Source organism: Alteromonas sp. CNT1-28, from assembly GCF_022348345.1.
In the GTDB taxonomy this organism is placed as follows: domain Bacteria; phylum Pseudomonadota; class Gammaproteobacteria; order Enterobacterales; family Alteromonadaceae; genus Alteromonas; species Alteromonas macleodii.
The window spans coordinates 1-23,981 of record NZ_JAKREZ010000046.1 but is presented as its reverse complement, the minus strand read 5'-3'; the positions used below and the strand labels follow the sequence as shown (position 1 = coordinate 23,981).

The following is a 23,981-nucleotide window of genomic DNA, read 5'->3' as shown; positions in this document are numbered from 1 at the left end:
AATTACGCTAAATAACTATGTACATGAGCCGTATACGAGGCCCGTATGTACGGTTCTGTGAGAGGGATGAGGCGGTGACGCCTCACCCTACTCGATGTTATCTTCCCGCCCCGACGGGCCCAAAGCATATTCTTATAGCTTATATCGTTAAATTTATGGTCATTTATCTTAAGCCATTTCGCCAAACTTCATTTCTTCTAGAATTTAATATAGTCGCTGACGTCGCTCAGGGGGGATCAAGCATGTTTCGGGGACATTCACCACTTAGAATTGGCAAGGGCAAGTAGAGCCATTCGTTCATGGTTGCATCATCATTGCCGAAGAAAACCCTTAACCCTTGCTGCAATTTTTCGACTGTGATTTTTACATTTTCTGATTCTGCTGACATGTCTCAATCTCTTAATGATTGGGACAACGTGGCTCACTGCGGCACGCAGCAAGACAGAAAGCGCGGTTAACATGTAAAACAAAACCCGACTTATTGAGAATCAACCCGTTCTATTCAACACAAAGTGCGTTATAAAGGGGGCGCGTAACGAGGCGCCCTACTACCAACGAAAAAGTGAATAACTCATCAAACAGCAGCAAATCCAACGAATAAACCATCCACAACCTTGTTGATAACTGGGTAAAGAAAATTACTACGGCAACATACCCTAAAATTCCCTAAACCAATAAACCCTTTTCTCACCAACCCAGCATAAGAACCCTAACCGGACTCATTGACTAAAGCACAAACGAGGACGACTCACCCACAACAAAAGACTCGCCTCACACACCACTATGCATCCACCAACCTGCCCCATAGTAAACGTACGTTACTTGTCCACTACCTGTGACCCACTTTCGCTTACCTCCCCTACTCGCTCACTAATTTCTCACGTTCTACCTGCACAACTGCGCGGAGCGCGCGGCCGCCGCAGCGAAGCTGCGGGAAGTTTAGCAAGACGGTATAGGGGTATGTTGCCGTAGTAATTGGCAGGTGGTTGTGTTTTTTCTTCAGAATCACGCGTACTATGGTCATTCCGTACTACACTGGTACCTACCACACCTATTCACATTAAGGACGATTATGAATGTACGCAAATATCTGGTTTTAGGCTCGTTAGCTTTAGCCGGATGCCAGTCTCCCGTTGATGATATGCTTAACAACAATTTTGTGCAGATAAAGGCTGAGCCGGCACCCTCACAAATCATTGGGTTCTGGACAGGTAACATGGGCCCTTACCTCGCGAGCCTCAGTTTCGATAAGTCGGGTAACGGGTACTTTTGCTATTCCTACGGAACAGCGGACGTTATTCAAAAGGTTAAATACGCTGAAGACACTATCTTTATCCAAGATGGAACCAGGTTAACGCTCGATGCTGTTTCTTCTGATGGCCTTAAAGTCTCATCAAATTACTTTGGCAGTACCGTCAGCGAGTTTTACTCTGATAATGAACGCAAAGCAGCTTCGGAATACTGTTCAACGCATGTTCGTACATAGCCTCGAGTGAAGAGTGACGCTTAACACGCAGAAACTACCGCCTCAGCTACTAAATTGCATTAGCGGAAGCAATATTGCGACAAAGCTAGTTGATATTCCAGATTACATCGAACGCATCATGCCTGATGGCAGAAAATCTCTCGGCCATTTGCGCAATGCTTAATTTTTGCAAATCATCAGCCTACCTGTAAAAAAAAGCCTCGCGACTGAGAGGCTTTGGGTTCAAATAAAAAATTACAGTTAATCGTTTATCAGTTCTGGATATTGATTTTTAAGAATCTCAAAGCAGTAATCTAGCCCAGCGGAAATAAAATCAGTCATTAATACATCTCTATCCCTTTTGAAGACGCTAATCTCAGGACTAAAACAAAACTTGTAGCCCACACCATTAATAAACTGGTTTGTACCGCCATCGTGTTTAACATGCTGGGTATTTGAGCTTGTCATAAGAGACATAGACTTATAAATCTTTTCCCTTACATCATTAGTATCTTGATCTACAGGGTTAGAAATTCGATAAACACTATCGCGCTTGAATGCAGCATTACCAAAGGAAACATCATATAAAGGTATAAAAGTGAGAAGCCTTTTGTTTCTATTAGTTAATACAGGGAGTAAAAGCTTTTTATCTCCCTGTTCGAGTACGTAAAGTGAAGGTATAGAAGCAATTTTGCGTGTTCCTACAAAAAGCTCGTCTTCAAATGTTTGACAAACTACTGATTCGTCAGCCTCATTTATAATTATTGTAGTGACAGGATTACTAATAGTGCTCATTATTGAAATATGACCTTTCCTAAAATTTCTATTTTTAACTCTCTGGTTGAAACGATTGAAGCACACTAGTAAGCGAAGAAAAAGAATCAACATCGTGTGATAGAGCGACGCCCCGCGAGCGCGAGGTGAAGTGGTTGGATTCAAAAGTCACAATTTACCTTATTTGGTTTTGTTCAACTTTACTTTATACAAAGCCAAAGCAAATGCTCCGATAATTCCAACAGCAATCAAAACCTTTGAAAATATATTGATACGATCACTAGTTTCTTGAACTTGTTTTGCCGAAGTACCGTAATCTAAGAACGGAGACTCATCAATTTGTAAGCTCCATACCGAGCAAGAATAACTCAGTTTTTGCTGGCATTCTTCCTTCGTTTCATCAACCAACACCTCAAACAGCGCATCACCCTGAGTGTTTTCAAAAACTTCCAATAATTTAAGATTCTCTTTTTTTGTTTTAACAATAAGTGCAGGTTCAAATCCACTCAATTTAAATTTGATACCGTTGCTCTTAGTCTCAAATGCATTGAGTTGGCCACTAATGATAGTCAACTCTGCTTTATTTGGAACCCCGCCGTCTTTTACAATAAAAACATAGTTTATATAGATGCCAACTAATATAGATAGAATACTTATAACAAACCAAGCGTTAACATACTTTTTTTCAGTCATTTTTTCTCTTCATGATTTTTAATTGATTGAACGATTAGTCTTTTTGGAGTTCATCGACGCCCATTTGTACTAGACCCGCAGTTGCTGTTTCCACGATAGCAGTAGCTTGCTCTTTAACCTCTTGCGCTACTTGAGACTTCGCATTACCTTGAACTGTAACACCAGCAACAACGTTACCGCTAACCGCCGCTACAGCTCCCTCTAACGCTGCTCCAGCTATTGCGACGCCGTCCATTTCTTGACCATTTATTAGTTGAGTTGTGGCTTCGCTTCCTCCACCTGCTAACGCACCTGTTGTCAATGATGCTACCGTGCCAGCTCCCTTTGCCATATTAATCAATGTCCCGATACCACCTGAGGCACCTCCGACTAGAGTTCCAACTGCCATCGCCCCAGCTTTTTCAGCGAAACTCATATCTGAATCTTTAATTGAATTATATGTTGTTGCAGCTCCAATAACTGCCCCGACTATAAATTGAACGAACTCCCCATCAGGGTCAGTATATTTATATGGATTGTTATTAGCGTAAGCATAGCGGTTGAAACCATGTGTAATGCTGTTGCCACGTTGCATGTGCCCCAACGCATCTACCGGGTCATTCGAATAAAAACGACCTATGACTGGATCATAGTATCGTGCCTGCATATAAATTAGTACAATTTATAAACCGCCAACAATTTAAGAATGTGTTTTTCTGCGGAAATATAAAACAACATGTGATGCTTGGTGAACCTGACACCAATAGTCTTGCAATCCACATAATTATTGACCTATAATAAATCCACCATAGAGCAGTTTTGTCAGATTTCACATAGATATGTCCGTATCCGCATTAGTCAACAATAGGTTATCTCGTATGCAACGAGGAACACCGTTTGCGATAGAGAAGTTTTACTCTCTAGGCTCTGTTACGGCTGTCCAAAAGGTAATGAGTAGACTTGCAAAAGAGGGACAAGTTGTTCGAGTGGCGAAAGGCATCTACTCTCGACCGAAACCACTGGCGGCCCTCCCTTCTGTTAAAATTGCAGCTAAAGCTGAAGATGTTGCTATAACTTGGGCTAAGGCTAATCATTACAAGATGGTTCCCCAGGGACTGGAGTCCGCCTACCGATTAGGGCTACAAACTCAAGCTCCATTAAAAACAATATTTTGGAGTTCCGGACCTTCACGTGTATTTAAAGTAGGGAATCAAGAGGTTCAGGTCAAACATACGGCTAATTTCAAACTCAGATGGCAGCATCGGCCTGAAGGTGAATTGTTACGCGGTTTAATGTTCGTATCTCCTGAACATACTTCGAAGCAACAATTGAGTACAGCTCTCAAACGTCTCAATATTTCACATGAAGAAAAATTGGTAGTGATAAACAAACTGCTCAACAACAGCAGCTTAAGGACTTGGAAAAACAAGTTATCTAGCGTAAAGCAAACCTTGACGTCATGAATTTGTTTGATCTTTATATCGATAATAAAAACCATAAAGATTTAACTGATATATTCACAGTTGGCGCACAACAGCATCCGGGCGGCTTACCTGCAAACTTTCTAGAAAAAGACATTTGGGTAACGGAGATACTAAGACTACTCTATGATGACTCGTTGCTAGGTAATATCTCAGTTGCATTTAAAGGGGGAACCGCATTAAGTAAATGCTGGAATGCAATTTCGCGTTTCTCTGAAGACATCGACCTGTCAATCCACTGGGCTGATTTATCTGGCCTCTCTGAAGAAGATGAATTAAAGGCATGGCAACAAAGTACCAAATCTAATAGCCAAGCTAAAAAATTCAGAGATAACCAACAAAGGCTACTAGAAGACTGGAGCAATGAATTTTTAGTACGTCTAAATCAAGAATTAGATAAATACCAGATTGAAGGTTTATACGCTGAAATTGAGCCAGATTCCAAAGGTGAAAAGGTTGATATTCACTTCCCACGAACCACACGTGGCTCAAATGATTACCAACTCGACCATGTGTTGTTAGAATTTGGCGGTCGTAACAGAGGAAAACCCACGGAAGCTTTGAATGTCGAGACGTACTTAAATCAATGTCCAGAATTAAGTAGCTTGGAATTACCCAGAGCAAATGTTAAAGCTTTCCAACAGGATTACATTTTGTGGGAAAAACTAACGGCTCTTCATCAATTTTCTACACAAACAAAAGAACCAAACCCTGTTAGATTGGCTCGTCATTGGTATGATGTTGATTGTTTGCTACAAAACAAATTTGCAGATCCGCTTGCGACAACTGAGGCTATGCAGGCCGTTATCGAAATGAAAAAGCACAGATGGTCTACTCCAGGTGTCGATTTTGAAGCCATTTTAAGCGGTGGATTGCGACTAATCCCTGATGGTGAAAGATTGCGCGCTGTCAATAAAGATCATGTGGAAGCTATTTCTGGAAAAATGTTTTTTACAGTTCCTGATGAATTTGAGTATATCGTTTCTCGTTTGGCTGATGCCCAAGAGGTATTTAATCAACATATGAGAGACTTAGTACAGAAATCAGGATAGTCCGCTTCCTCCTTCAATTAAAGTTTTTATTTTCATAAGATTAACAAAGTTTCGACCTATATACATGTATAGTTGAATAGTTAAAATACTTGAAAATGCAATTAAAAACTTATTTACTCCATGCCATCAATCCAGTCCATTGGTACTAGTTTGATACCATCTCTCCACTCTTCAACTACGTGACCATTAGCCAACTGGCTAACCAAGTGCGAAGGAGCATGGTCTAATACAATAACTTGCAACTTATTATTTGTTTTCTTAATCGCCTCGCTAAAGACGTTGAATATTATTTGAACTTGGACAATATCTTCATCTTGTTCCATCAAAGCTAAATCTTTTTCGTCACTTTCCTGTGGACTATTTAATTTATTCGGAAAATATACTTGGCTAGGCTGGTCATAAATAATATAGCTAGGTACCGGAGACTGTTTTTGTCCAGCGAAATGTTGATGAAGTGCTAGTGAAATTGCTACGTGATAAGATACCCAATTGGCACCACTACCAATTTCCCATAAATAGTCTTCTCGGCCATTGTTGTTGACTTTAATAGTCATTTCTTTCTCAGACAAAGATATTGGTGCGTCGGGGTTTTCTGTATCAAGACTTGGTAACCAATCAGTTGCAAGTTTATTTACTTTTTGAAGCTGAAGATAAGTTTTATGTTTCAATGACTGAGGATTTACTTGTTCCTTCAATCCTTCAAATTCTTTCTTCAGTCTTTTGTATTCTTTTTCCAGCTCTCTTTCGTCATCAGATGCCCCCATTGTTTTCAAAGCAATATGGGGTTCTAGGGATTTTCCCCTCTAAAGTAACATAGAACGCTACAGGTATTATATTATATGGTCTGTGGCGGTGGGTTACCTTCCAATATTCTGCCATCTTATATAAACACCATCAATCATATTGGCGTTTATTCATCATGGCAATTAGTAATGAACTCTCGATTCTGACTCAGGCAGAACAACGAGACTTGTATTCAGCACCTCAGTTTTCTATTGAGGAACAACGTTTGTATTTTTCGCTAAACGATGTAGAACAGGCCGAATGCCGTACTATCAGGCTTACTAAACATCGTTGTTATTTCGTGGCGCTTCTGGGCTATTTTAAATCTAAGCCAGTGATCATTGCTCCGAGTTTCCGTGATATCAGTATCGACATGCAGTTTATTGCCTCCCAAATTCAAAGAGGTAAAGGGATCAGGCCTTTCAGTGTCAGTAAAATGCAGCGTGACCGTATTTACTCAAGGATACTGCGTCTACTGAATTACAATAAGTGGAATGAAAAACAGCACCTCAATGCTCTGTGCCACCACCTGGTTTACATTGGTCATGCCTGGCTGGAGCCTCGACACCTCTTTGATGCGGCCATTGAATACCTTGCCAGCCATAACATTGCCATTCCTAAGTACTCCGTGCTTCAAAGACTGATAAGCCGCACAATGCAACAGGTCAGAAAAGACCTGACGCTCCAACTGAATCAACTTACCAGTAATGAACTTAACGTCTTTCTGGACAACATAATCACTACTAAAGACGACGGGCTGAGTCTGAGCCATCTCAGGGGTGGTGCCAAAAGTCTGACCGTGCCTGAGCTTAAAAAAGAGCTCGCCATTTACCACCGGTTAGCACCATGGCACACGCAAATAAATGACGTTGTGGACAGGCTCAATCTGTCGCTAAAAAATCGACAACACTTCAGCGGCCTTATTGATTACTACGGCAGTAAAGTGCGGCGCTTCAAACGCTCACAGCAGCACCTGTGGTTACTGTGTCATCTGACAGAGCGCATGCAACTTGCACTGGAGCGCCTGACGGATGGGTTTGTTTACCATATCCGAAAACAACAGGAAGCCGCCAACGCCTTTGCACAACAAGCAGTGTTCCTGTCCTGGCAGTCAGCTGCGGACAATGTCACGAAAGCGGCAGAGCTACTTCACCTGTTTGTTGACGAGAATATTGATGACAATCAGCCCTTCTCGGAAGTCAGAAAACAGGCACTGAAAGTGATGGATGATCGGGATATCCAGACCCTTTGCCTTTATCTGAAAAAACAAAAACGGACCGTGGAAGAGTACCAGTGGCAATATTATGACGAACAACGAAACCTTCTGGAACAGTTGTTAAGACCAGTGTTCCTGTGCCTTGAATGTGAGGCCGGTAAAGGCTCAGAAGCCGTCGTCGCCCAACTTCAAAAGATGCAAACGGAAATTGTATCCGGTGAATCACTGATGACAATGGATACGTCGCTTATCCCCAAAAAGCACCTCCCATGGCTGGTGAAACAGGATAACGTTAATCCGCAACGTTATGAATGGCTGCTCTACCGGCAGTTAACTTCACGACTGAACGGACGTATTTATCTGTCAAATGTCACCAAATACCGGGCACTGGAAGACGACCTGATCCCCCAAACATCGCAGGATGCACTGCTGGAGTCATCAACGCTGGACAGACTAAAACAACCTGTTGACGCATTGTTACAGGAGAAACAACATCGACTGGAAAGCGCGCTCAAAGACGTGGCGCGCCATATTGATGAGGGAGATAATCGCAATGTAATCATGAAAAATCGCTCGGGCACCCGCTGGCACCTGCCAACAAAAGGCGCTACATCTCTGGTCAACAATCCCTTCTTTAAGCGAATGCAGCCAGTCGGTATCGCGGATGTCCTGCGGTATGTTGAGCGCGAAACCGGGTTTATGCGATGCCTGACACATGTGCTGCCAATACAAAAACAGGGAACTACTCATCAGGATGATTTACTGGCCATTCTAATTGCTAACGCCACTCACCGTGGTGTGTATGGTATGGCGCAGATCTCCGACCGCAGTTATGAACACCTGAGTACAGTACAGGCTAACTATATCCGACCTGAAACGCTGCATGATGCCAGCGACGTGATCAATAATGCGGTGGCTTCATTACCCATCTTCCGCCACTACCATATTCAGGAGGACCAGTTGCACGCCAGTGCGGATGGTCAGAAATTCGAAACGCATCTGGAAACGTTTAAAACCCGGTATTCCTCGAAGTACTTCGGTACCAATAAAGGGATCACGGCCATGACCCTGGTCGCCAATCACAGCGCGCTGAATGCACGGATAATCGGCTCCAACGAGCATGAATCACACTATATCTATGATCTGTTGCAATCCAACAGCAGCGATATCAAACCTGACGTACTCTCGACAGATACACACGGTGTCAATCACGTCAACTTCGCTTTATTGGATCTATGCGGCTACAGCTTTGCACCGCGATACGCGCAATTTAACAGCGTCATCAACGATCTGTTTGAGGTGACTGAAAATGAACAATGTAACACCATACTTGCGCTGAAGAAACCCATCAGGACGGGGGTCATCGAAACGGGATGGCAGGATATCAGGCGTATTGTCCTGTCACTTCAGACAAAACGAACAACACAGGCAATACTGGTGAGAAAACTGTCTGGTTATCCTTCAGGACACCCGATATTACAGGCGCTGACAGAGTATAATCGACTGGTTAAAGCGCAATATTTACTTGACTACATCGACGATGCCAGTTTGCGGCAGTATGTGCAACGTGCCCTGAACCGGGGAGAAGCATGGCACTTCCTTAGACGAGCCATTGCGTCGGTGAATGGTGATCAGTTCCGTGGCAAAAACGAGTCTGAAATCGCTATCTGGAATGAATGCGCAAGATTGCTTGCCAATGCGCTCATCTACTTCAACTCCGCGATACTGAGTCATCTTCTGGGACACTTTGAAGCGACAGGTGATGAAGAAAAAGCGGCTATCACTCGTGCTGTTTCGCCCGTTGCATGGCAAAATATCAACTTAAGCGGGACGTATAACTTCACCAATACCGGAAAATTGCCTGATATTAGTGAAATTACGAAGCCAATCGTGGATGATTAAGCTTGGAAACGAAAGTAACCCACAGCTGGAGGCTATATAATACAAAGCCTGTAGCGTTCTATGTTACTTTAGAGGGGAAAATCCCTAGTACCCCATTATCGGACGATATGCTTTGAAACCATTTTTGTAACACACCTTTCTTTGACCAAAGGTTAAAGCGCTTAAATACAGAGTTCCAACGACCGAATCTTTCAGGCAAATCTCGCCACTGAATGCCTGTGCGCATACGATAAAGTATGCCTTCCAGTGTATTTCGGTGTTCATATTTATTGTAAACACGCCCTGTCTCTTTAAGTATTTGCTTTAGGGCTTCCTAGGCGTTATCTGTTAGCATTGTCCTTGGCATAGCAACGTCCGTTCTCGGTGGTATTTTTGATTTTTGGCGAAACCATTATACCTTGTTGCTATGCCGTTCATTTTTCACTCAAAGATCAACAGCCTCTAGTAAGGCACGTACTTGAAGCACTTAAAAGATAAAAATAAAGGCTCTCTAATGTGTTTAGGAGCCATCTAACTTATAGTTGTTTCGGGTGAGGCTTATTTGTTTTTGTGCTCCAGTGCTGTAAGTGATGTACCTACGATAAATATAGACACGACAAACAAGCCTAAATCTTTTAGCAAAAACTGGCCAGGAACCACAGAGATCGCAGGAAACCCAAGAGATGCCTCAAAAACACCGGGTGTAGTCAGCATGAACGACAATGTCGTAAAAAAGAGTCCGGTTGAAAGTACACCGCCCAAGATTGCGAGCTTAGGGGAGAAAACTCGTGCAGCGATTAACAGGCCAACTGAAATTTCAAGCACACCCAGAAAATTTGAGAATCCTTGAATGCTGAGGAAGCTATACATCCACGAAAGCAGAGGGCTATTACTAACAAAACCATGTATACCGTTTGCTTCGTAGCTAGTGAATTTCATGCCACCAAACCACAAATATATTATCGTCATGGCAACGTAGATGCCACCTATACCAAACTTAGTGATTTTTGCACCGAGATTATTACTAAGGGTATTGGTAGTCTGGACACCATTTTCAATTTCGGGAATAGTCATCTTATATCTCCAATTATTTTTAGCCATGTGGACTCACTCTATGTAGCCCACTAAAATGATATGACTCTTGAGAAAAACTATATGTTTACTCGAGTCGAACCTAACTTAGGTAATTGCTGTAGTTGAGCACCAATGGATTAGACATCAATGCCTAGTGGTTGAACGGCCGGGAAGTCGACCTCGGTCTGTGTCACTTCGTTAACGTAGTTAGTGAAAGTGTTCAGGGCAACAGCCAACAGAATATCCACTACATGTGCATCACTGTAGCCAGCGTTCAGCACCGCTTGGACCTGGTCATTGCTGACTTGCCCGCGCTGGCGGACTACGGCGGCAGCAAAACGCACGGCTGCGTCGGCCTTAGGGTCATTTGATGCACCGCTGCGGTTGGCAGTGAGTTCAGCATCATCAAGCTTGGCCACCTTACGGCCTAGGAAGGAATGGGCAGCAAGGCAATAATCGCAGCCGTTGATCTCAGCGACGGCTAGGGCAATACGCTCAAGAGTCGCTGTACCCAAGCCGCCCTGTGCTGATGCTGCGCTCAATTGCAGGTAGCCAGTCAGCGCAGCAGGGCTGTTGGCAACGACGCGGAACATGTTAGGAACGCGGCCCAGTTGTTTTTCCACAGCCTTGAGTGAGGTATGGGTAGCAGTAGGCGCGGCGTCGATTGTGGTAGGGGTGTTCAAACGTGACATAAATTTCTCCTAGTGATTTGAAAGACAGCACGCTGTATTGGCGTGGAATAAATTGTATTTAAGAAGGTTCTGCTTGATAATCCGTTGCTATCAGACAGCTCATCTTCACGTCTTGCGCAGTCGCCATTTCAGTGCCACTACACACCTTCGTTGACGTCACGCCGTCCTGATTTCTAAGGAGGTCTTCGAGACTCCAAAAACACCCTCCGGCAACGATCACATTATTTATTTTTCATAAAGCCTCCTTGGTTTTTATCTATTTACTAATGGAACTGAATTTACAGCATGTAAAATAGATATAACATGCTCAATAGTTCGTATAATGTGACTTATTAGACAGTTTACGTAGGGGCTTGTATGGATGCAGACTTTGGATATCAGATTAAAAGAGTTGTGAAATTAAGGGTTCACGAAAAACTGCAAATATAGGGCAAATCAGATTGTCTATACCCATAATTTAGAGCGCCCGAGCATCAGGAACTCACTGAAAGCAGACGTTTCTGAAAATAAACAAGGCACAGCGCTTGAAAATTTCGAGACATCAACGTTTTGCCAAAAGGCTAAAAATGCGTGCACTACTCATTTCGCATTTAAAGAGAGCATCGGTTATTAGGCAATAACGATGTGGCCAAAATTTGTCGACCACTACACTATCTCGTAAACGAGTTTGATAGACGTCAACTAGTACGTATTTTTAGTGTAAGGTCATATTAATGCACGATGCTAAACTCTGCTGTGAGCTAGGTAGGATGTATAAATACCATAAATATTTCAATGCTTTACTTTTTAAAGCTCAAGTGAGTTACTCAGTTCCGACTGTTGGTGGCAGATTTGGAATCTCGCGATTTGTCTTAAATGTCAGCCAAGCAAGTCTCTCGCTAATAAAGTGTTGACTATCCCTGACAAAGTAACAATTTCTTGCCATAATCAGACTTAAGCACTTTACTTAGAGTGTATGTGCGCCGCTTAATGCATCAATGCTGCTAATTCCCTGATTGACATCAATCACTTTGTTTCCTGTTTGATACTCTGAGATAAACAAGATCGAATGATGCAAAAGGGGACTATTTAAATACTGAGGGAACAAATGGCAGTAGATTTGAGCATAGAAACCGCTCTGCTCCTAGAGCGCTGGCAAGGCATTGTAAACTCGATGGCTCAAGTCGCGGAAGTGCCTTGTGTGCTGATTAATCGATTAGATAAAAACGAAATTTGTCAGGCTGTTGGCAGTGTGTCAGTACCAACTTTTTATTGCGGTGAACCTGTTCCATTGGCACTTAACACTTATTGTTCCCAAGTCATTTCCAGTAACCAGCCATTACTAGTTGAAAATGCAATCGGTACCCGATATGAAAACAATAACCCAACATTTGCAGCAGGCTTTAGTTATTACTATGGCCTGCCATTGCTTTGGCCTAGCGGAAAAACTTTCGGTACTTTGTGTATGTTGGACTTTTCAAGCCCAGATCGGGCATCACAACACTGTTCCTTACTCACACTTTTTAAGCAGGCCATTGAATACGATTTACAGATGCTTCAACAACAGCAAGATCTGCTAAAGCGTGAGCAACAAGCAGACAAAAAATTTATACAACTATTCAATGAGATGTCAAATAGGATAAGACCGGTAACTAATAATAAGTTGCTTCAATCTGAGTTGTTTGTACTTTTGACAAGCCAATACCAATACTGGCATCAGGAACTGGATAAGCAGCTTAATCAAACCGTCCTGACTGATGAAAACTCCATTCATATAGCGGCACTGGTTCGAATTTGGTCAAATTTGTTGGCGATTGCCCATGAAACAGAATGGTTGAGAGCTACGGCAGTTCTAGAACCTTATAGTTGTGATGCTGTTGCGTCACTGGTCAATGCAACTCCATTATTAGAACAAGCAGTGTATAAAACAGCGCTGACCCTTGGTGCTGATCTCGTTTTGAGGAGTCATTTGCCTAATCCACTGTTACTAAGTGGGAAACCAGAGTTATGGTCTCTGATAGGACTAGCTATCACGAGCTTTTTAGTTGTTGGCGCCAGCGGTACAAGTATAACTATTTTTGTCAGTAACCGATTAAAAGGTAAGTACAGAGTTTTGGAATGGTCCCTTCTTGTAAAAGGCCAGACGATGCCGCTGCGTTTTACCCGCGATAATCAAGCGCTTTATGGTTTTGCAACAGTATGTGCCGAGTTAGCGGGTGCTGTTCTTGAATCTGGTGAGTGGCAATTAACTGAGAGTCTTCAGCAACAGAGTCGTTATCTCAACTCAAATCGTGATCACGTTGACGACATTGAAAGCAGGAATGCTTCAAGAACTGCTAATGGCATAACCAGGCTTATCTGCTTATCGATACCGGTGATGGGAGACGATTTATAAACACTCAGCGATGATCAGCGAAGTTGTGTTTTAGTTTTCTTGTTGGCACTACATCCGGTATGGCGGCCTTTAATCTGAGAGTGACACTTGGGATAACTGAAAAACTGGCTGTGATTCTGCTGAACGGAGCTTGGTGCTAAGCATGTTGGCGTCATTCAAAGCAAGGTCAACACTGCTATTAACGTTTACGATTATCTGACGGACGTGCTGCTGCGCGTCAACCAACATCCAGTAAGCAAGGTACATGAACTAATGCCGAAGTTACGGAAAGCTCAGTTCGAAAGCGCATTACAGCGTTCAGCTCTATTTAGCAATCCCGATGCTTCGGTAAAATAAGCCACGGAAAATGCTCCGGAGGCCGCATGCACACTAAATAGATGACGTTAGACGAAGAGTTGGATTTAAACGAGCAAATTATAGAGCCTGCGACCGGAAAAGCCAAAAGTTTATAAATACAGCTAAAACTCAAATCAAGCAGGCGAATATTGTACAAAACAATACCATTGCTACAGAGATAACTTCAAGTCTGACAGATCTATGCTAGAGTTAAATCAACGATTTAATTCATTTTTCTATGCAGGATCTTTGAAAAATGCAGTAGAAAAACGGAGAAGTACATGACCTTTAGTTTAGCTCAAACAGCTAGTGCAGAAACCACACTAAAAGCACCTGCTGAAGCAGATCAGAACCTGCGGGATATCACTGAACTGGCGTGTTATATCTGTGATGCACCAGTGGCTATGGTGACGCGAACCGATGACACAAAGCTGAATCTAATTGCAAAAGTTGGTATTTCGCGTACCTCTGTATTAATTAAAGAGTCCTTTTGCGTGTATGCAATGGAAACACCTGATGCGGTAATGGTGGTCCCTGACGCTACTTTAGATCACAGATTCAGTACCAATGCTATGGTGATTTCAGGACCTGGCTACCGATTTTATGCTGGCTCGCCGCTGATTGATCCCGAAGGTGCAGTGATTGGTACTATTTGTGTCTATGATCATGTTCCTAAGCAGCTGAACCAGCGGCAGATAAGCTCTTTGCAGGCTCTGTCCAGACAAGTGATCGCCATACTGGAGCTGAAAAAAGTCGGCGAACAATTACATAATACCAGCATGACGGATGCGCTGACAGGGGTGAACAACAGAAGAGCTTTTGACCTCAAGTTTGAAGCTGAATTTGCTCGCTGGCAAAGAACAGGACAATCTTTTGTACTGGCATTGATTGATATTGATCACTTTAAGAGTTTTAACGACAGCTATGGTCATGCCGCAGGAGATGAGGCACTGAGTCAAGTCGCGGCTCTGTTTCAGCGCCATAGCAGGAACTATGACTTTTTCGCCCGTTATGGTGGTGAAGAGTTTGTGCTGATCCTGCCAGGCACAGACACAGCGTCCGCAAATAAAACACTGGAAAAGTTAAGGCTGGTAGTGGCTAACCATGAGTGGTTATTACGACAATTAACGGTCAGCATAGGTTTGGCCAGCGCTGATTTATTTGACGACAAAAAGCAGTTGCTCGAAGTCGCCGATCAGATGTTATACAAAGCTAAAACCCAAGGCCGCAATCAAACCAGTGTGTTCGCCACACTGTAAGAGATCTGTTCATGCTGCGCTGATCTCAAGACCTCATAAAAACTGAGGTCTTGCTTCGGTCGATAAGCTGGTCTGATATTGGCATTATTTATTCCTTTCAAATACATGGGTAATGCGACTTACACAGATTTTTTATGCTCTCTTGGACTCCATGTGAAGGAGATCGTCACATTCTTTACATATAGAAAATAGAGTTCTTTAGCCAGCTGCAATTTCAGATTAACCGATTCGGTAAGCTTTCTGCATTTCCGGAGACAACTTTTTTAGCCAGCTTGAGAGACTGAAGCCTTTTCTATCGGTACTATTTAATTTAGTAAAATACAGATGTTCATCCCAGCGAGGACCGAAATCTACTTCTGCAAGACTTACAAGCTGTTTGTTTCTGCGAAGACGATGCTTTTGATGGTAATCTTCGGCGGGCCAAAAATAACCATTTTGTTCTCCGGCCTCAATCACCTCGGGAGATTTCTCCTTTCCAATCGCTTGAATCAGTTCTTCAGCTACTTGTTTTTGCTCCAGATCAAAAACAAAAAGTATCTGGCGATACTGGCCCTGCTTTCTACCATGAACAGACCATGATTCAAAACTTCCAAGAAGTTCCCTGTAGCTGATTTGGTCTTTATCGTAGATCACTCTGACGACTTCGGCGTGTCCGTTGATGTTGCGGTAACTCGGATCCAGAGTTGATGCTCCAGCGTAGCCAACACGTGTTTGCACTACTCCCTGCGTCCCTCCAAAATTAGAATCCGGTCCCCAAAAGCAACCCATGCCGAAAACCGTTTGACTAAGCTTCCCGATTTTCAATGCTTCTTCGATTGCTTCAGGGGTTGCAAATTCATAGCTTTCAACACCGTCTTCTTTATTCATTTTTAGATCCGACATATTTTTCTCCTAACTTTCAAGAATTGTAGCCACTCCCATTCCTCCCGCCGTGCAAACGACGATAAGGCCACGTTTTCCAGGACCAGCTGAGTGCAGTATCTTTGCTAAAACTCCGACGATCTTAGCGCCAGTAGCCGCAAACGGATGCCCAAGGGCAATGCTACTTCCACGGACATTTAGCTTCGAGCGGTCAATTTTTCCGAGAGGCTCTGATCGTCCCAAACGTGTTTTGCAGTATTCAGCAGACTCCCACGCCTTCATCGTGCAGAGCACTTGTCCAGCGAACGCCTCGTGAATTTCGTAAAAATCAAAATCCTGAAGCTTTAAGCCGTTTCGCTTCAATAATTCACTGACCGCCACAGTTGGAGCCATGAGCAAACCTTCGCCAGCGACGTAATCCACGGCAGAAGTATGAGAATCCACAATCTTGGCCAACAGCGGCCAATTATTCTTTTTAGCCTCTTCTTCGGAAGCCAAAAGAACGGTGGACGAGCCATCCGTGAGTGAACTCGAGTTGCCTGCCGTCAGAGTTCCTTTTTCGGATCGATCAAATGCTGGCTTTAGCTTTGCCAACTTCTCTAAAGTCGTATCGCCACGCATGATTCCATCCGTACTTTTTCCTAAAAATGGAAAAACGAGATCGGCATAAAAGCCGTCTTTGTACGCTTTCGCGGCGTTCAGATGGCTTGCCAGAGCCAGCTCGTCTTGCTCTTGCCGGGAAATTTTCCATTCTTTGACCATCAACTCACAATGTTCACCCATTGACTTCCCTGTTCGCGGTTCAACGACGGCGGGTGGCACGGGTTTTAAATCGCTCGGCCTAAAGCTCAAAAAGATTCTTAGTTTCTCGCCGAGTGTTCTGGCCGAATTCAATGCAACGAGCTTCTGCGAGAACGAACGAGTCACCATAATTGGCAAGTCGCTATTGCTATCCACGCCGCCCGCAATACCGCTCTCGATTTGGTAGCTGGATATTTTGTGTGCGATCTGAATCGTAGTTTCTAAACTGGTACCGCAAGCCCGCTGCACGTTATATGCTGGCGTATTCGGATGTAAGCCAGAAGCCTGAACAACTTCACGCGCAAAGTTCCAGTTGGCCGAACTTTGCATGAGTGCACCCAGAGCCACGTCACCCACGACTTTGCCCTTTAAGTTATATCTTTCGACTAAACTTTTCAGGCTAGCGGTCATAAGCTCTGGCGTGGTGACATCTCGATAGGCAGTCATTGATTTCATAAATGGAATACGGACGCCACCTACGACATAAGTAGTTCTCGTTTTCATAATTTCACCTCCGGCTTTGTGTGCCGTTCAAAAACTTCTCCGACCTTCACGTCGTACGATTCAAAAATGTAGTCTTTGCCAAGCATCTTGGCTTTTTTGTGTTCGGGATGCTTATCCCAAGCATCGAAAGCTTCTCTGGTAAGGAACTCGACAATTAGAACATCTTCACCGTTAGGAGAAGAAAACCGCTCATGGCTTCCGTAACCAGGAATGGCTTCGACAAGCGCGGACATCTCGGCGTATCTTCTTTCAAACTCCCCACCGTGCTCCTTGGCAACACGACTGCGGAAAACTGCTATAATCATTGATCTGACTCCTTACTAAGCTAATTACAATCCTCAAAAAAAAGATCTCGTTATTTCATCGAAGCTTCCAACCACTTGTCGAGATCCTTGAACTTGGGGTTTCTCAGCTTCTTTGTCCCAACCAGTATTGTCGGGAAATTTAACTTTCCAGTAGTATAAAGGGATCGCAGTTCATCAGCTGCCGCGTCGTCTTCGTGAACATCTAAAAAATCAAACTCGATTCCTTTTTCTTTCAAGTACGACTGGTAAATCTTGGTTTTGTGGCAGTCCTTATGACCGAACAGCTTAATCCCCACGACCCCCTCCATTTTCTAAAATTACTCTACAAACTTCAACGACTCCGAGTTGATGCAGAATCGAGCCCCAGAGGGCTCAGGACCGTCTGGAAAAACGTGCCCTAAGTGGGCTTCGCACACATTGCATAGCACTTCGATTCTTCGTCCGTAAGTCGTGTCCAGTTCATATTGAATTACGTTGTCGGCGACGGGCTCAGAAAAACTCGGCCAACCTGTTCCCGAATCAAACTTAACGTTCGAGTCAAAGAGTTCGGTGTCGCAGCCCGCGCAGGCATACCGTCCTGCCTCATAAAATGAACAGAGTTCCCCAGTGTGAGGGCGCTCGGTGCCTTTCTTCCGCATGACATTAAATTGAGCGGGCGTCAGAATTTTTTTCCACTCTTCCTCGCTCTTTTCTACTTTTCTAGGAGGAGCGGGAGTGCCGTTATCGAGATAGTTGTTAATGCTTTCCCAGTTGAACATAAATTTGCTCCTTTATTTTTGGGTTTGTTCTTTAGCTATCAATCCACGCGAAGAAGTCAGTCGCGCTACCAATGAATTTTCCATCCACAAAAACTTGCGGAACAGTTTGAAGGTTGGTTTTTTTCTTCAACTCATCATAAGTCTTGGGATCGTCATCCACGCGAATTTGTTTAAAATCAACTTTTTCAGAAGTTAAGTACTCCTTCACGCGTTTACTAAACGGACAATGGTCTTTTGTGTAGATGACAACGTTCTTAAGTTCTTTCATTTTTTCCTCTTTCGTTTGATTCATGGTTTAATCTCTCTCAAAATGGCACGTGTACCCGTGGGGATTCTTCTTCAAATAGTTTTGGTGATACTCCTCAGCGTCATAAAACTCTTTTTCCAAGGCTACCGTCGTGACCACGGGATTCTCGAAGCGACCGATCTCATTGACCTCATCAATCACGTTTTCGATAATCGCTTTCTGTGCATCGTCACGATAGAACGCTGCCGAGCGATACGAAGTGCCAACATCATTTCCTTGGCGATTCTTCGTAGTCGGATCATGGATTTTGAAAAAGTAATGTAGAATCTCTTCGAGAGATATTTCGTCTTGGTCGTATTCCACGCGAACCGCTTCGGCGTGCCCCGTTTTCCCTGTTATAATATCGGCGTAGGTAGGATCATCAAAATCTCCGCCAGAGTAGCCCACCTTCGTTGACGTCACACCGTCCAGACTCCTAAGGAGGTCTTCGAGACCCCAAAAACACCCTCCGGCAACGATCACATAATCTAGTTTCATAAAGCCTCCTTAGTTTTCATCCACTTACTGATTAGACTGACTTTACAGTATGTAAAATAGATATAATATGTTCAATAGTTCGTATAACATGACCTATTGGACAGTTTACGTAGGAGCTATATATGGATGTTCTCAGTGAAATTTTAGATAAGGTAGAGCTTACTAGCAGCTACTGGTATAGAACCTCATTTGCGGGAGACTGGGGCATCAGCCTCCCGCAGGAAGAGAATCTAGCGAGATTTCACATCGTGACTCATGGCGAGTTTTGGTATGAGGTGCCAAAACTTAAACTTAAAGCATTGGCGGAGCAGGGCGATATTTTGATCTTTTTCAAAGGGATGGAGCACACCATGGCCAGTGCACCAAAAATCAAGGCCGAGCCTGCGGTCGAATTTAGAGCTAAAGCCAACCTCACCGAAGCTCAAGTTTTGGAATACGGTGATCAGAGCAAGCTCAAAGCCAACGTCGTTTGCGGACATTTTTGTTTTAATGGCGGACCCGATCATCCATTCTTAAATTCGCTGCCATATGTCGTGCATATCAAGAGTGCTGATAACTCCCACTCGCCTTGGCTTGCCATGCTTTTAAGTATTATAGAGCAGGAAGCAAAATCAGGGCTTCCTGGAAGCAACACGTTAGTCAGAAAGCTGACCGAAATTATCTTCGTGCAAGCGTTAAGAATCCACATGTACAAATCCAATAAAAATGCTGGATTCTTCAAACTGATCGAAAATCCGCAACTCAGCAAAACCTTGGAAGCTATTCATCATAGTCTCGATAAAAAATGGGGTCTTGACGATCTCGCCGGGATTGCGGGGATGTCGCGTACGAACTACAGCGTCAAATTTAAGGAGCTGTCAGGCATGACACCTCTTGATTATTTAACCTATTGTCGGCTTGAAAAAGCAAAGCAGCTGCTTAAAGAATCCGGTAAGTCTGTTCCCGAAGTGAGTGAAGCCATTGGGTATCCGGCACATGAACACTTTCAAAAGTTGTTTAAGAAAAAAATTGGCAAAACTCCTAGCGCGTACAGAAAAGAAAATTCTAAAAAGGTGTAAAAATGAATATCTATAACTCTCCTGTTACCAAAATAGCTTTCTGGGTCATAGTCATTGGTGGTGCGGCTTGCCTGCTTATCCCTTTGTTTGCACCTCTTCTTCCGCTGCAATATTTGAAAGGGTATGGCGAAATAGGAGATGCTCTTGGAGGTATTTCAAGCCCATTTCTACAAATTCTGGGTTCAGTGCTTCTCTTTCTGGTGTTAAAAGCTCAGATTGACGCTAATGGCATCCTCCATCAGCAAATCGAAAAGGAATATACGAAGGAGCAACTGAGGCACGAGTTGAATCAGCTTCACGAACTTTATATGTTCGTCGAAAGAAACATTAAAAATTTTAGCTACGATCAGGAAAAGATGATTGATGGCAAGTCGCAAATGATCCTTTTGCATTCCCGGCGAGCGATTAAATGTTTCATTGAGGATCTAGAGAGCTTAGATGTTGATATTCACAAAGATGACGACATTTTAAGGTTCGACGGGGTTAAAGAAATTATGAGCATTTTGAACAGCGTTGACCTATATTTCGACAAAATCAAAGACAGCGAGATTGCACCTTATCATAAGAGTTTTTATAAAACGCTTATGCAGCACGAACTTCTCTTCAGCGTTTTTCCTTATCAAGATCTCGACAATCAAGCGCACCTAAAGCAAGAAACTTGCCCAGAGTGCGGTGAATATCATGCAAACTATCCACCTCTGATTTATGACCGGCTACAGGAAATTAAGAAAAGTTTCTTCTGATGAATTGCTAGAATACTGCATATTCATTCAGTATCGGAGCCTGCAAAAAAACATTTAAAGAAACAGTAGGACGTGCATGTGCCTAGCTGCCAGCTAAAGTAGCTTCAATTTGTGCATAACCGGCATAGCCATCCACTTGCAGAGAGCCGTTGAAACACCATCAGCTAACTGTTTTACTAATTGTATGCACGTTAATTAGCATTAACGGACATGACTTAAGAAATATTTATGACCCGAAACAACTTTTTTATCTTGTCATTGCAAAATTTGTCGACAAACACCTAGTCTAACAAAGACCATGTGTGTTAGACCTTCTATCTTTCGCTTTGAAGGTAATGATAACCAAAAATTAAGCAAGGCCGACAATAGTCCACCAATTATTGCTCAATCACTGGTGCACGGCGAGATCGCGAACGAATTTTAAGCGACTATGATCATTTAGCCCGATTTGACGATCTGATTTAGCTGTGATCTTAAACTCCCTTTTGGGAGTCCAACTATGACAATCGATGTATTTGCCCAGTACTTCGCTGATGTAAAAGACCCACGCCAAACGGCTAAATTAAGCTACCCCCTTTACGACGTATTGTTCTTATCTATTTGCGCCATCATCACGGGTTGTGAAGGCTGGGAGGATATTGAAGATTTTGGTAAAGCAAGGCTAAGCTGGCTTCAGGGCTTAGGTTTATTCAAAGAAGGGTTACCCGTGCACGATACGATAGCTCGCATTATTTCAAGGATAGAGCCCAGCGCATTGCAGTCCAGCTTTATACGTTGGATGCAAGAGGTGGTAAAACTGAGCGAGGGTGAAGTGGTCGCGGTGGATGGTAAACGCTTGCGCAGCTCCTATGCTCGCCATGATCGTCAATCTGCAATTCACATGGTCAGCGCTTTTGCTACCGCAAATGGCGTGGTTATGGGGCAGATTAAGACAGACGCGAAGTCAAATGAAATCACCGCCATTCCTGATTTGCTCAATTTGTTAGATATTAAAGGCTGCCTTATCACCATTGATGCGATGGGTTGCCAACACAAAATAACCAAGACAATCGTCGATAAAGGGGCGGATTACCTGATTGCGGTCAAGGGCAACCAGAAGCGGTTGTATGAAAGCATCAAGGCGGCATTCGCCTCTGTGGATACAGCCACTGGGCTCCATATTGAGAAAGGGCATGGCCGTGTTGAAGCGCGGGAATATCATGTGCAAGACGCAGGAGATTTCGCCGAGGCATACCCTGATTAGGCAAATTTAACCTGTATTGGTATGGCGATAAACTACCAGAATGATGGTAAAAAGGCGTCACTGGAATACCGCTATTACATCAGCTCTACAAAGCTAACGACAGAGCAATTTGGTAAAGCGGCACGCGGACATTGGGGTATCGAAAATAACCTACATTGGGTCTTGGATACTGCGATGAGAGAGGATAACTGTCAGATATACCGTGGCGACGGAGCAGAGAATATTGCCCGTTTACGGCACATCGGGGTTAACATGATAAAGATCGATACCAGCAGAAAAGCCAGTGTTAGGCGTAAACAACGTATGGCCGCAATGGATACTGACTACCTTGAGGCTATATTTTTAGCGGGGTGCAACTCAATTGAGTGATAATTAAACATTTATGCTCTTGCCGTGATCGCTGTTGTCATATGAAAAACAAGTATGTATCTGTTCAAATCAGCTATCTGCAAGGAATAACGATTGCAATCCTCGAGGATATATTTTAGTTTTTAAAAACTCCTACATGTGCGCATCCATTCCCAAGGCAATCTAAATGAATAAAAAACAAAGACCTGTATTTCTTAACCTGCTAAAAATAAAAGCTCCTATCACGGCATATGAATCATTTACACACAGAGTAACTGGGGTGTTCTTAATACTATTCCTTCCCCTTGTCATGTACATGTTTGTTATCAGTTTACAGTCAGAAGACAGTTTTCAACTAGCAACCAACTACTTTGAAAACTGGTTTGTAAGGGTCATATTTTGGGGTGGTTTAACAGCGCTAAGCTTTCATGCTATTTCAGGCGTAAATCATATGCTACGCGATCTTGGATTTGGCAAAGAATTAGACTCGGCTTCTAAAATGTCCGCGGTTGTAATATTACTTACAGCAATTAGTAGTGTTATTTTGGCAATATACTTGTTTAGCTAATCAAAAAAGGCAATTTATAGTAATTTTTTGGATCGGAATGGCATTCAGGTTGTAACTGTTGAATTGAAGATTAGATTGATCCAATTTGGGATAACATTTGCGTTGTAGAGTCACCCCTTTTAATCATTGAAAGTTGGCCTCCTAGCAAGCTCTAGAAGATTTTGAAGCGGCTCTTAATTAACTGCAAATGGGGGATCACTTTTAGGTCTTAATTAACTAACAAGCCCATAAACTAGCTGCGCTGGGGAAGTTACTTGCAGCCTTTTATCTCTAGCGCTTCCATTAAAGCCTGCAAGTAATAGTCCGTTATGGGGGAGTTTTGTGTTTTTGAGGTTATTGCAATAACTGTCAATCAGCCTCACGGTAAGTAATCCATTTTCAGAGGTGAGTCTTATGATTAGTTGTAGTGAATATGATTATATTGAAATAGTTTGTTTGTTCCGTTATCCGGTTAAATTAACGATGAAAGTGGGCGAATCTATAAAAGGTGTTGCTATTGATGTATTGCGTAATCACAGTCGTAACGAGTGCATCAAGCTGAATACTAACGAAACGGACATACTGATTGAATTGGATGGAATATATAAACTAGAAGTATTAATTAATAATCCACATTTTACTGAGGTTATTTTTAAATAATAATGTTTTAGTGAGCAAGTGTTATCAGTAGTGATTGAAGTGGCAAAAAAATTGCGGATTGCAGTAAATAAGTCCTCTCAATATTTAGAACAAAACACATACAAAGTATTTAAGTCGTAGCAAAAACAGTTGGTGATGTCTCGTACCTCAACACGGTCGTTATTTTGCTCATACTTTCGTCAAGGCTCACTCAACATCATAAAATACCATCTTGGGGTTCTAGGGATTTTCCCCTCTAAAGTAACATAAATCGCTACAAACCTCGCCGTTAATGGCTTGTGGAGCTGGGTTACCTTTCATTTTAGACTTC

General features: G+C 43.1%; 25 protein-coding genes and 3 pseudogenes. 12 read left to right on the top strand and 16 right to left on the bottom strand.

All coding sequences use genetic code 11. The features are described from left to right. Positions 1 to 226: 226 nt before the first annotated feature. Positions 227 to 388, bottom strand: a complete 162-nt coding sequence (locus tag MHN02_RS19790; protein ID WP_155279874.1) for a hypothetical protein — start codon at positions 386 to 388, stop codon at positions 227 to 229. A 684-nt stretch (positions 389 to 1,072) separates the two neighbouring features. On the opposite strand from MHN02_RS19790, the gene MHN02_RS19785 reads away from it, so the two are divergent. Then, positions 1,073 to 1,486 carry a J517_1871 family lipoprotein gene (locus MHN02_RS19785; RefSeq protein ID WP_069945750.1) on the top strand — a complete coding sequence of 138 codons (414 nt, stop codon included), beginning with the start codon at positions 1,073 to 1,075 and terminating at the stop codon, positions 1,484 to 1,486. Between the two features lie 240 nt (positions 1,487 to 1,726). On the opposite strand, the gene MHN02_RS19780 is transcribed toward MHN02_RS19785, so the two are convergent. The 3 genes from MHN02_RS19780 to MHN02_RS19770 all read right to left on the bottom strand — a co-directional run bounded on the left by MHN02_RS19780 (position 1,727) and on the right by MHN02_RS19770 (position 3,578). Then, the gene (locus tag MHN02_RS19780) at positions 1,727 to 2,260 is read right to left on the bottom strand and encodes a hypothetical protein (protein WP_069945749.1); all 534 of its coding nucleotides are present in this window, start codon (positions 2,258 to 2,260) and stop codon (positions 1,727 to 1,729) included. A gap of 159 nt (positions 2,261 to 2,419) precedes the next feature. Next, the gene (locus MHN02_RS19775; protein ID WP_069945748.1) at positions 2,420 to 2,932 is read right to left on the bottom strand and encodes a hypothetical protein; all 513 of its coding nucleotides are present in this window, start codon (positions 2,930 to 2,932) and stop codon (positions 2,420 to 2,422) included. A 34-nt stretch (positions 2,933 to 2,966) separates the two neighbouring features. Further along, the gene (locus MHN02_RS19770; protein WP_069945747.1) at positions 2,967 to 3,578 is read right to left on the bottom strand and encodes an RHS repeat-associated core domain-containing protein; all 612 of its coding nucleotides are present in this window, start codon (positions 3,576 to 3,578) and stop codon (positions 2,967 to 2,969) included. A 211-nt stretch (positions 3,579 to 3,789) separates the two neighbouring features. Between MHN02_RS19770 and MHN02_RS19765 the strand changes: the two genes are divergently transcribed. Then, the gene (locus MHN02_RS19765) at positions 3,790 to 4,374 is read left to right on the top strand and encodes a DUF6088 family protein (RefSeq protein ID WP_081334049.1); all 585 of its coding nucleotides are present in this window, start codon (positions 3,790 to 3,792) and stop codon (positions 4,372 to 4,374) included. Beyond that, positions 4,371 to 5,444, top strand: coding sequence for a nucleotidyl transferase AbiEii/AbiGii toxin family protein (locus MHN02_RS19760; protein ID WP_069945745.1), 1,074 nt, complete (start codon positions 4,371 to 4,373; stop codon positions 5,442 to 5,444). The genes MHN02_RS19765 and MHN02_RS19760 overlap by 4 nt, the downstream gene beginning before the upstream one ends. 113 nt (positions 5,445 to 5,557) lie before the next feature. Here the strand turns inward: MHN02_RS19760 and MHN02_RS19755 are convergent, their stop codons facing one another. After that, positions 5,558 to 6,208, bottom strand: coding sequence for a DUF3732 domain-containing protein (locus MHN02_RS19755; protein ID WP_069945744.1), 651 nt, complete (start codon positions 6,206 to 6,208; stop codon positions 5,558 to 5,560). 155 nt (positions 6,209 to 6,363) lie between these two features. Here MHN02_RS19755 and MHN02_RS19750 point away from each other — a divergent pair, with 155 nt between their 5' ends. Further along, positions 6,364 to 9,345 carry a Tn3 family transposase gene (locus MHN02_RS19750; RefSeq protein WP_069945582.1) on the top strand — a complete coding sequence of 994 codons (2,982 nt, stop codon included), beginning with the start codon at positions 6,364 to 6,366 and terminating at the stop codon, positions 9,343 to 9,345. A 100-nt stretch (positions 9,346 to 9,445) separates the two neighbouring features. On the opposite strand, the pseudogene MHN02_RS19745 reads toward MHN02_RS19750, so the two are convergent. The 4 genes and pseudogenes from MHN02_RS19745 to MHN02_RS19730 form a co-directional block, all read right to left on the bottom strand. After that, positions 9,446 to 9,643, bottom strand: a pseudogene (locus tag MHN02_RS19745) (transposase); the annotation flags it as partial. 239 nt (positions 9,644 to 9,882) lie between these two features. Beyond that, positions 9,883 to 10,398 carry a DUF417 family protein gene (locus MHN02_RS19740; protein ID WP_004911234.1) on the bottom strand — a complete coding sequence of 172 codons (516 nt, stop codon included), beginning with the start codon at positions 10,396 to 10,398 and terminating at the stop codon, positions 9,883 to 9,885. Positions 10,399 to 10,535: 137 nt separating this feature from the next. Next, entirely contained in the window at positions 10,536 to 11,090 is a 555-nt protein-coding gene (locus MHN02_RS19735; RefSeq protein ID WP_000088799.1) for a carboxymuconolactone decarboxylase family protein, read from the bottom strand. A gap of 58 nt (positions 11,091 to 11,148) precedes the next feature. Continuing rightward, positions 11,149 to 11,310, bottom strand: a complete 162-nt coding sequence (locus MHN02_RS19730) for a peptide-methionine (S)-S-oxide reductase (protein ID WP_223290059.1) — start codon at positions 11,308 to 11,310, stop codon at positions 11,149 to 11,151. Between the two features lie 867 nt (positions 11,311 to 12,177). On the opposite strand from MHN02_RS19730, the gene MHN02_RS19725 reads away from it, so the two are divergent. From MHN02_RS19725 to MHN02_RS19715, 3 genes and pseudogenes are all read left to right on the top strand, one after another. Beyond that, positions 12,178 to 13,464, top strand: a complete 1,287-nt coding sequence (locus MHN02_RS19725) for a GAF domain-containing protein (protein ID WP_000257537.1) — start codon at positions 12,178 to 12,180, stop codon at positions 13,462 to 13,464. Positions 13,465 to 13,551: 87 nt separating this feature from the next. Continuing rightward, positions 13,552 to 13,800 (top strand): annotated as a pseudogene (locus tag MHN02_RS19720) (transposase domain-containing protein); the annotation flags it as partial. A 281-nt stretch (positions 13,801 to 14,081) separates the two neighbouring features. After that, entirely contained in the window at positions 14,082 to 15,059 is a 978-nt protein-coding gene (locus MHN02_RS19715) for a sensor domain-containing diguanylate cyclase (protein ID WP_002119794.1), read from the top strand. A 219-nt stretch (positions 15,060 to 15,278) separates the two neighbouring features. Here the strand turns inward: MHN02_RS19715 and MHN02_RS19710 are convergent, their stop codons facing one another. From MHN02_RS19710 to msrA, 7 genes are read right to left on the bottom strand one after another with little or no spacing between them, the layout of a single operon-like run. Then, on the bottom strand, positions 15,279 to 15,941 hold the full coding sequence (locus MHN02_RS19710) for a peptide-methionine (S)-S-oxide reductase (protein ID WP_001281573.1): 663 nt from the start codon (positions 15,939 to 15,941) through the stop codon (positions 15,279 to 15,281). Positions 15,942 to 15,950: 9 nt separating this feature from the next. Next, a complete protein-coding gene (locus MHN02_RS19705) occupies positions 15,951 to 17,225 on the bottom strand; it encodes an acetyl-CoA C-acetyltransferase (protein WP_069453486.1) in 1,275 nt (424 codons plus the stop codon). Further along, the gene (locus MHN02_RS19700; RefSeq protein WP_002122973.1) at positions 17,222 to 17,530 is read right to left on the bottom strand and encodes an antibiotic biosynthesis monooxygenase; all 309 of its coding nucleotides are present in this window, start codon (positions 17,528 to 17,530) and stop codon (positions 17,222 to 17,224) included. The genes MHN02_RS19705 and MHN02_RS19700 overlap by 4 nt, the downstream gene beginning before the upstream one ends. 50 nt (positions 17,531 to 17,580) lie before the next feature. After that, positions 17,581 to 17,826: a glutaredoxin family protein gene (locus MHN02_RS19695; RefSeq protein ID WP_025467194.1), complete on the bottom strand. Its 246-nt coding sequence runs from the start codon at positions 17,824 to 17,826 to the stop codon at positions 17,581 to 17,583. 21 nt (positions 17,827 to 17,847) lie between these two features. Beyond that, a complete protein-coding gene (msrB, locus tag MHN02_RS19690; RefSeq protein WP_000483554.1) occupies positions 17,848 to 18,288 on the bottom strand; it encodes a peptide-methionine (R)-S-oxide reductase MsrB in 441 nt (146 codons plus the stop codon). Positions 18,289 to 18,319: 31 nt separating this feature from the next. Then, positions 18,320 to 18,556, bottom strand: a complete 237-nt coding sequence (locus tag MHN02_RS19685; RefSeq protein ID WP_009499586.1) for a glutaredoxin — start codon at positions 18,554 to 18,556, stop codon at positions 18,320 to 18,322. Between the two features lie 27 nt (positions 18,557 to 18,583). Continuing rightward, positions 18,584 to 19,072 (bottom strand): peptide-methionine (S)-S-oxide reductase MsrA, encoded by a 489-nt coding sequence (msrA, locus tag MHN02_RS19680; protein ID WP_000762837.1) that lies wholly within the window; start codon positions 19,070 to 19,072, stop codon positions 18,584 to 18,586. 122 nt (positions 19,073 to 19,194) lie between these two features. Here msrA and MHN02_RS19675 point away from each other — a divergent pair, with 122 nt between their 5' ends. The 5 genes and pseudogenes from MHN02_RS19675 to MHN02_RS19655 all read left to right on the top strand — a co-directional run bounded on the left by MHN02_RS19675 (position 19,195) and on the right by MHN02_RS19655 (position 23,671). After that, on the top strand, positions 19,195 to 20,130 hold the full coding sequence (locus MHN02_RS19675; RefSeq protein ID WP_069945755.1) for an AraC family transcriptional regulator: 936 nt from the start codon (positions 19,195 to 19,197) through the stop codon (positions 20,128 to 20,130). 2 nt (positions 20,131 to 20,132) lie between these two features. Continuing rightward, complete coding sequence (locus MHN02_RS19670) at positions 20,133 to 20,873, top strand: hypothetical protein (protein WP_069945754.1); 741 nt, start codon at positions 20,133 to 20,135, stop codon at positions 20,871 to 20,873. A gap of 499 nt (positions 20,874 to 21,372) precedes the next feature. Continuing rightward, positions 21,373 to 22,485: pseudogene (locus tag MHN02_RS19665) on the top strand (ISAs1 family transposase). A 166-nt stretch (positions 22,486 to 22,651) separates the two neighbouring features. Continuing rightward, complete coding sequence (gene sdhC / locus MHN02_RS19660) at positions 22,652 to 23,032, top strand: succinate dehydrogenase, cytochrome b556 subunit (protein ID WP_069945753.1); 381 nt, start codon at positions 22,652 to 22,654, stop codon at positions 23,030 to 23,032. A 393-nt stretch (positions 23,033 to 23,425) separates the two neighbouring features. Then, positions 23,426 to 23,671: a Rho-binding antiterminator gene (locus MHN02_RS19655; RefSeq protein ID WP_069945752.1), complete on the top strand. Its 246-nt coding sequence runs from the start codon at positions 23,426 to 23,428 to the stop codon at positions 23,669 to 23,671. Positions 23,672 to 23,981 lie beyond the last annotated feature (310 nt).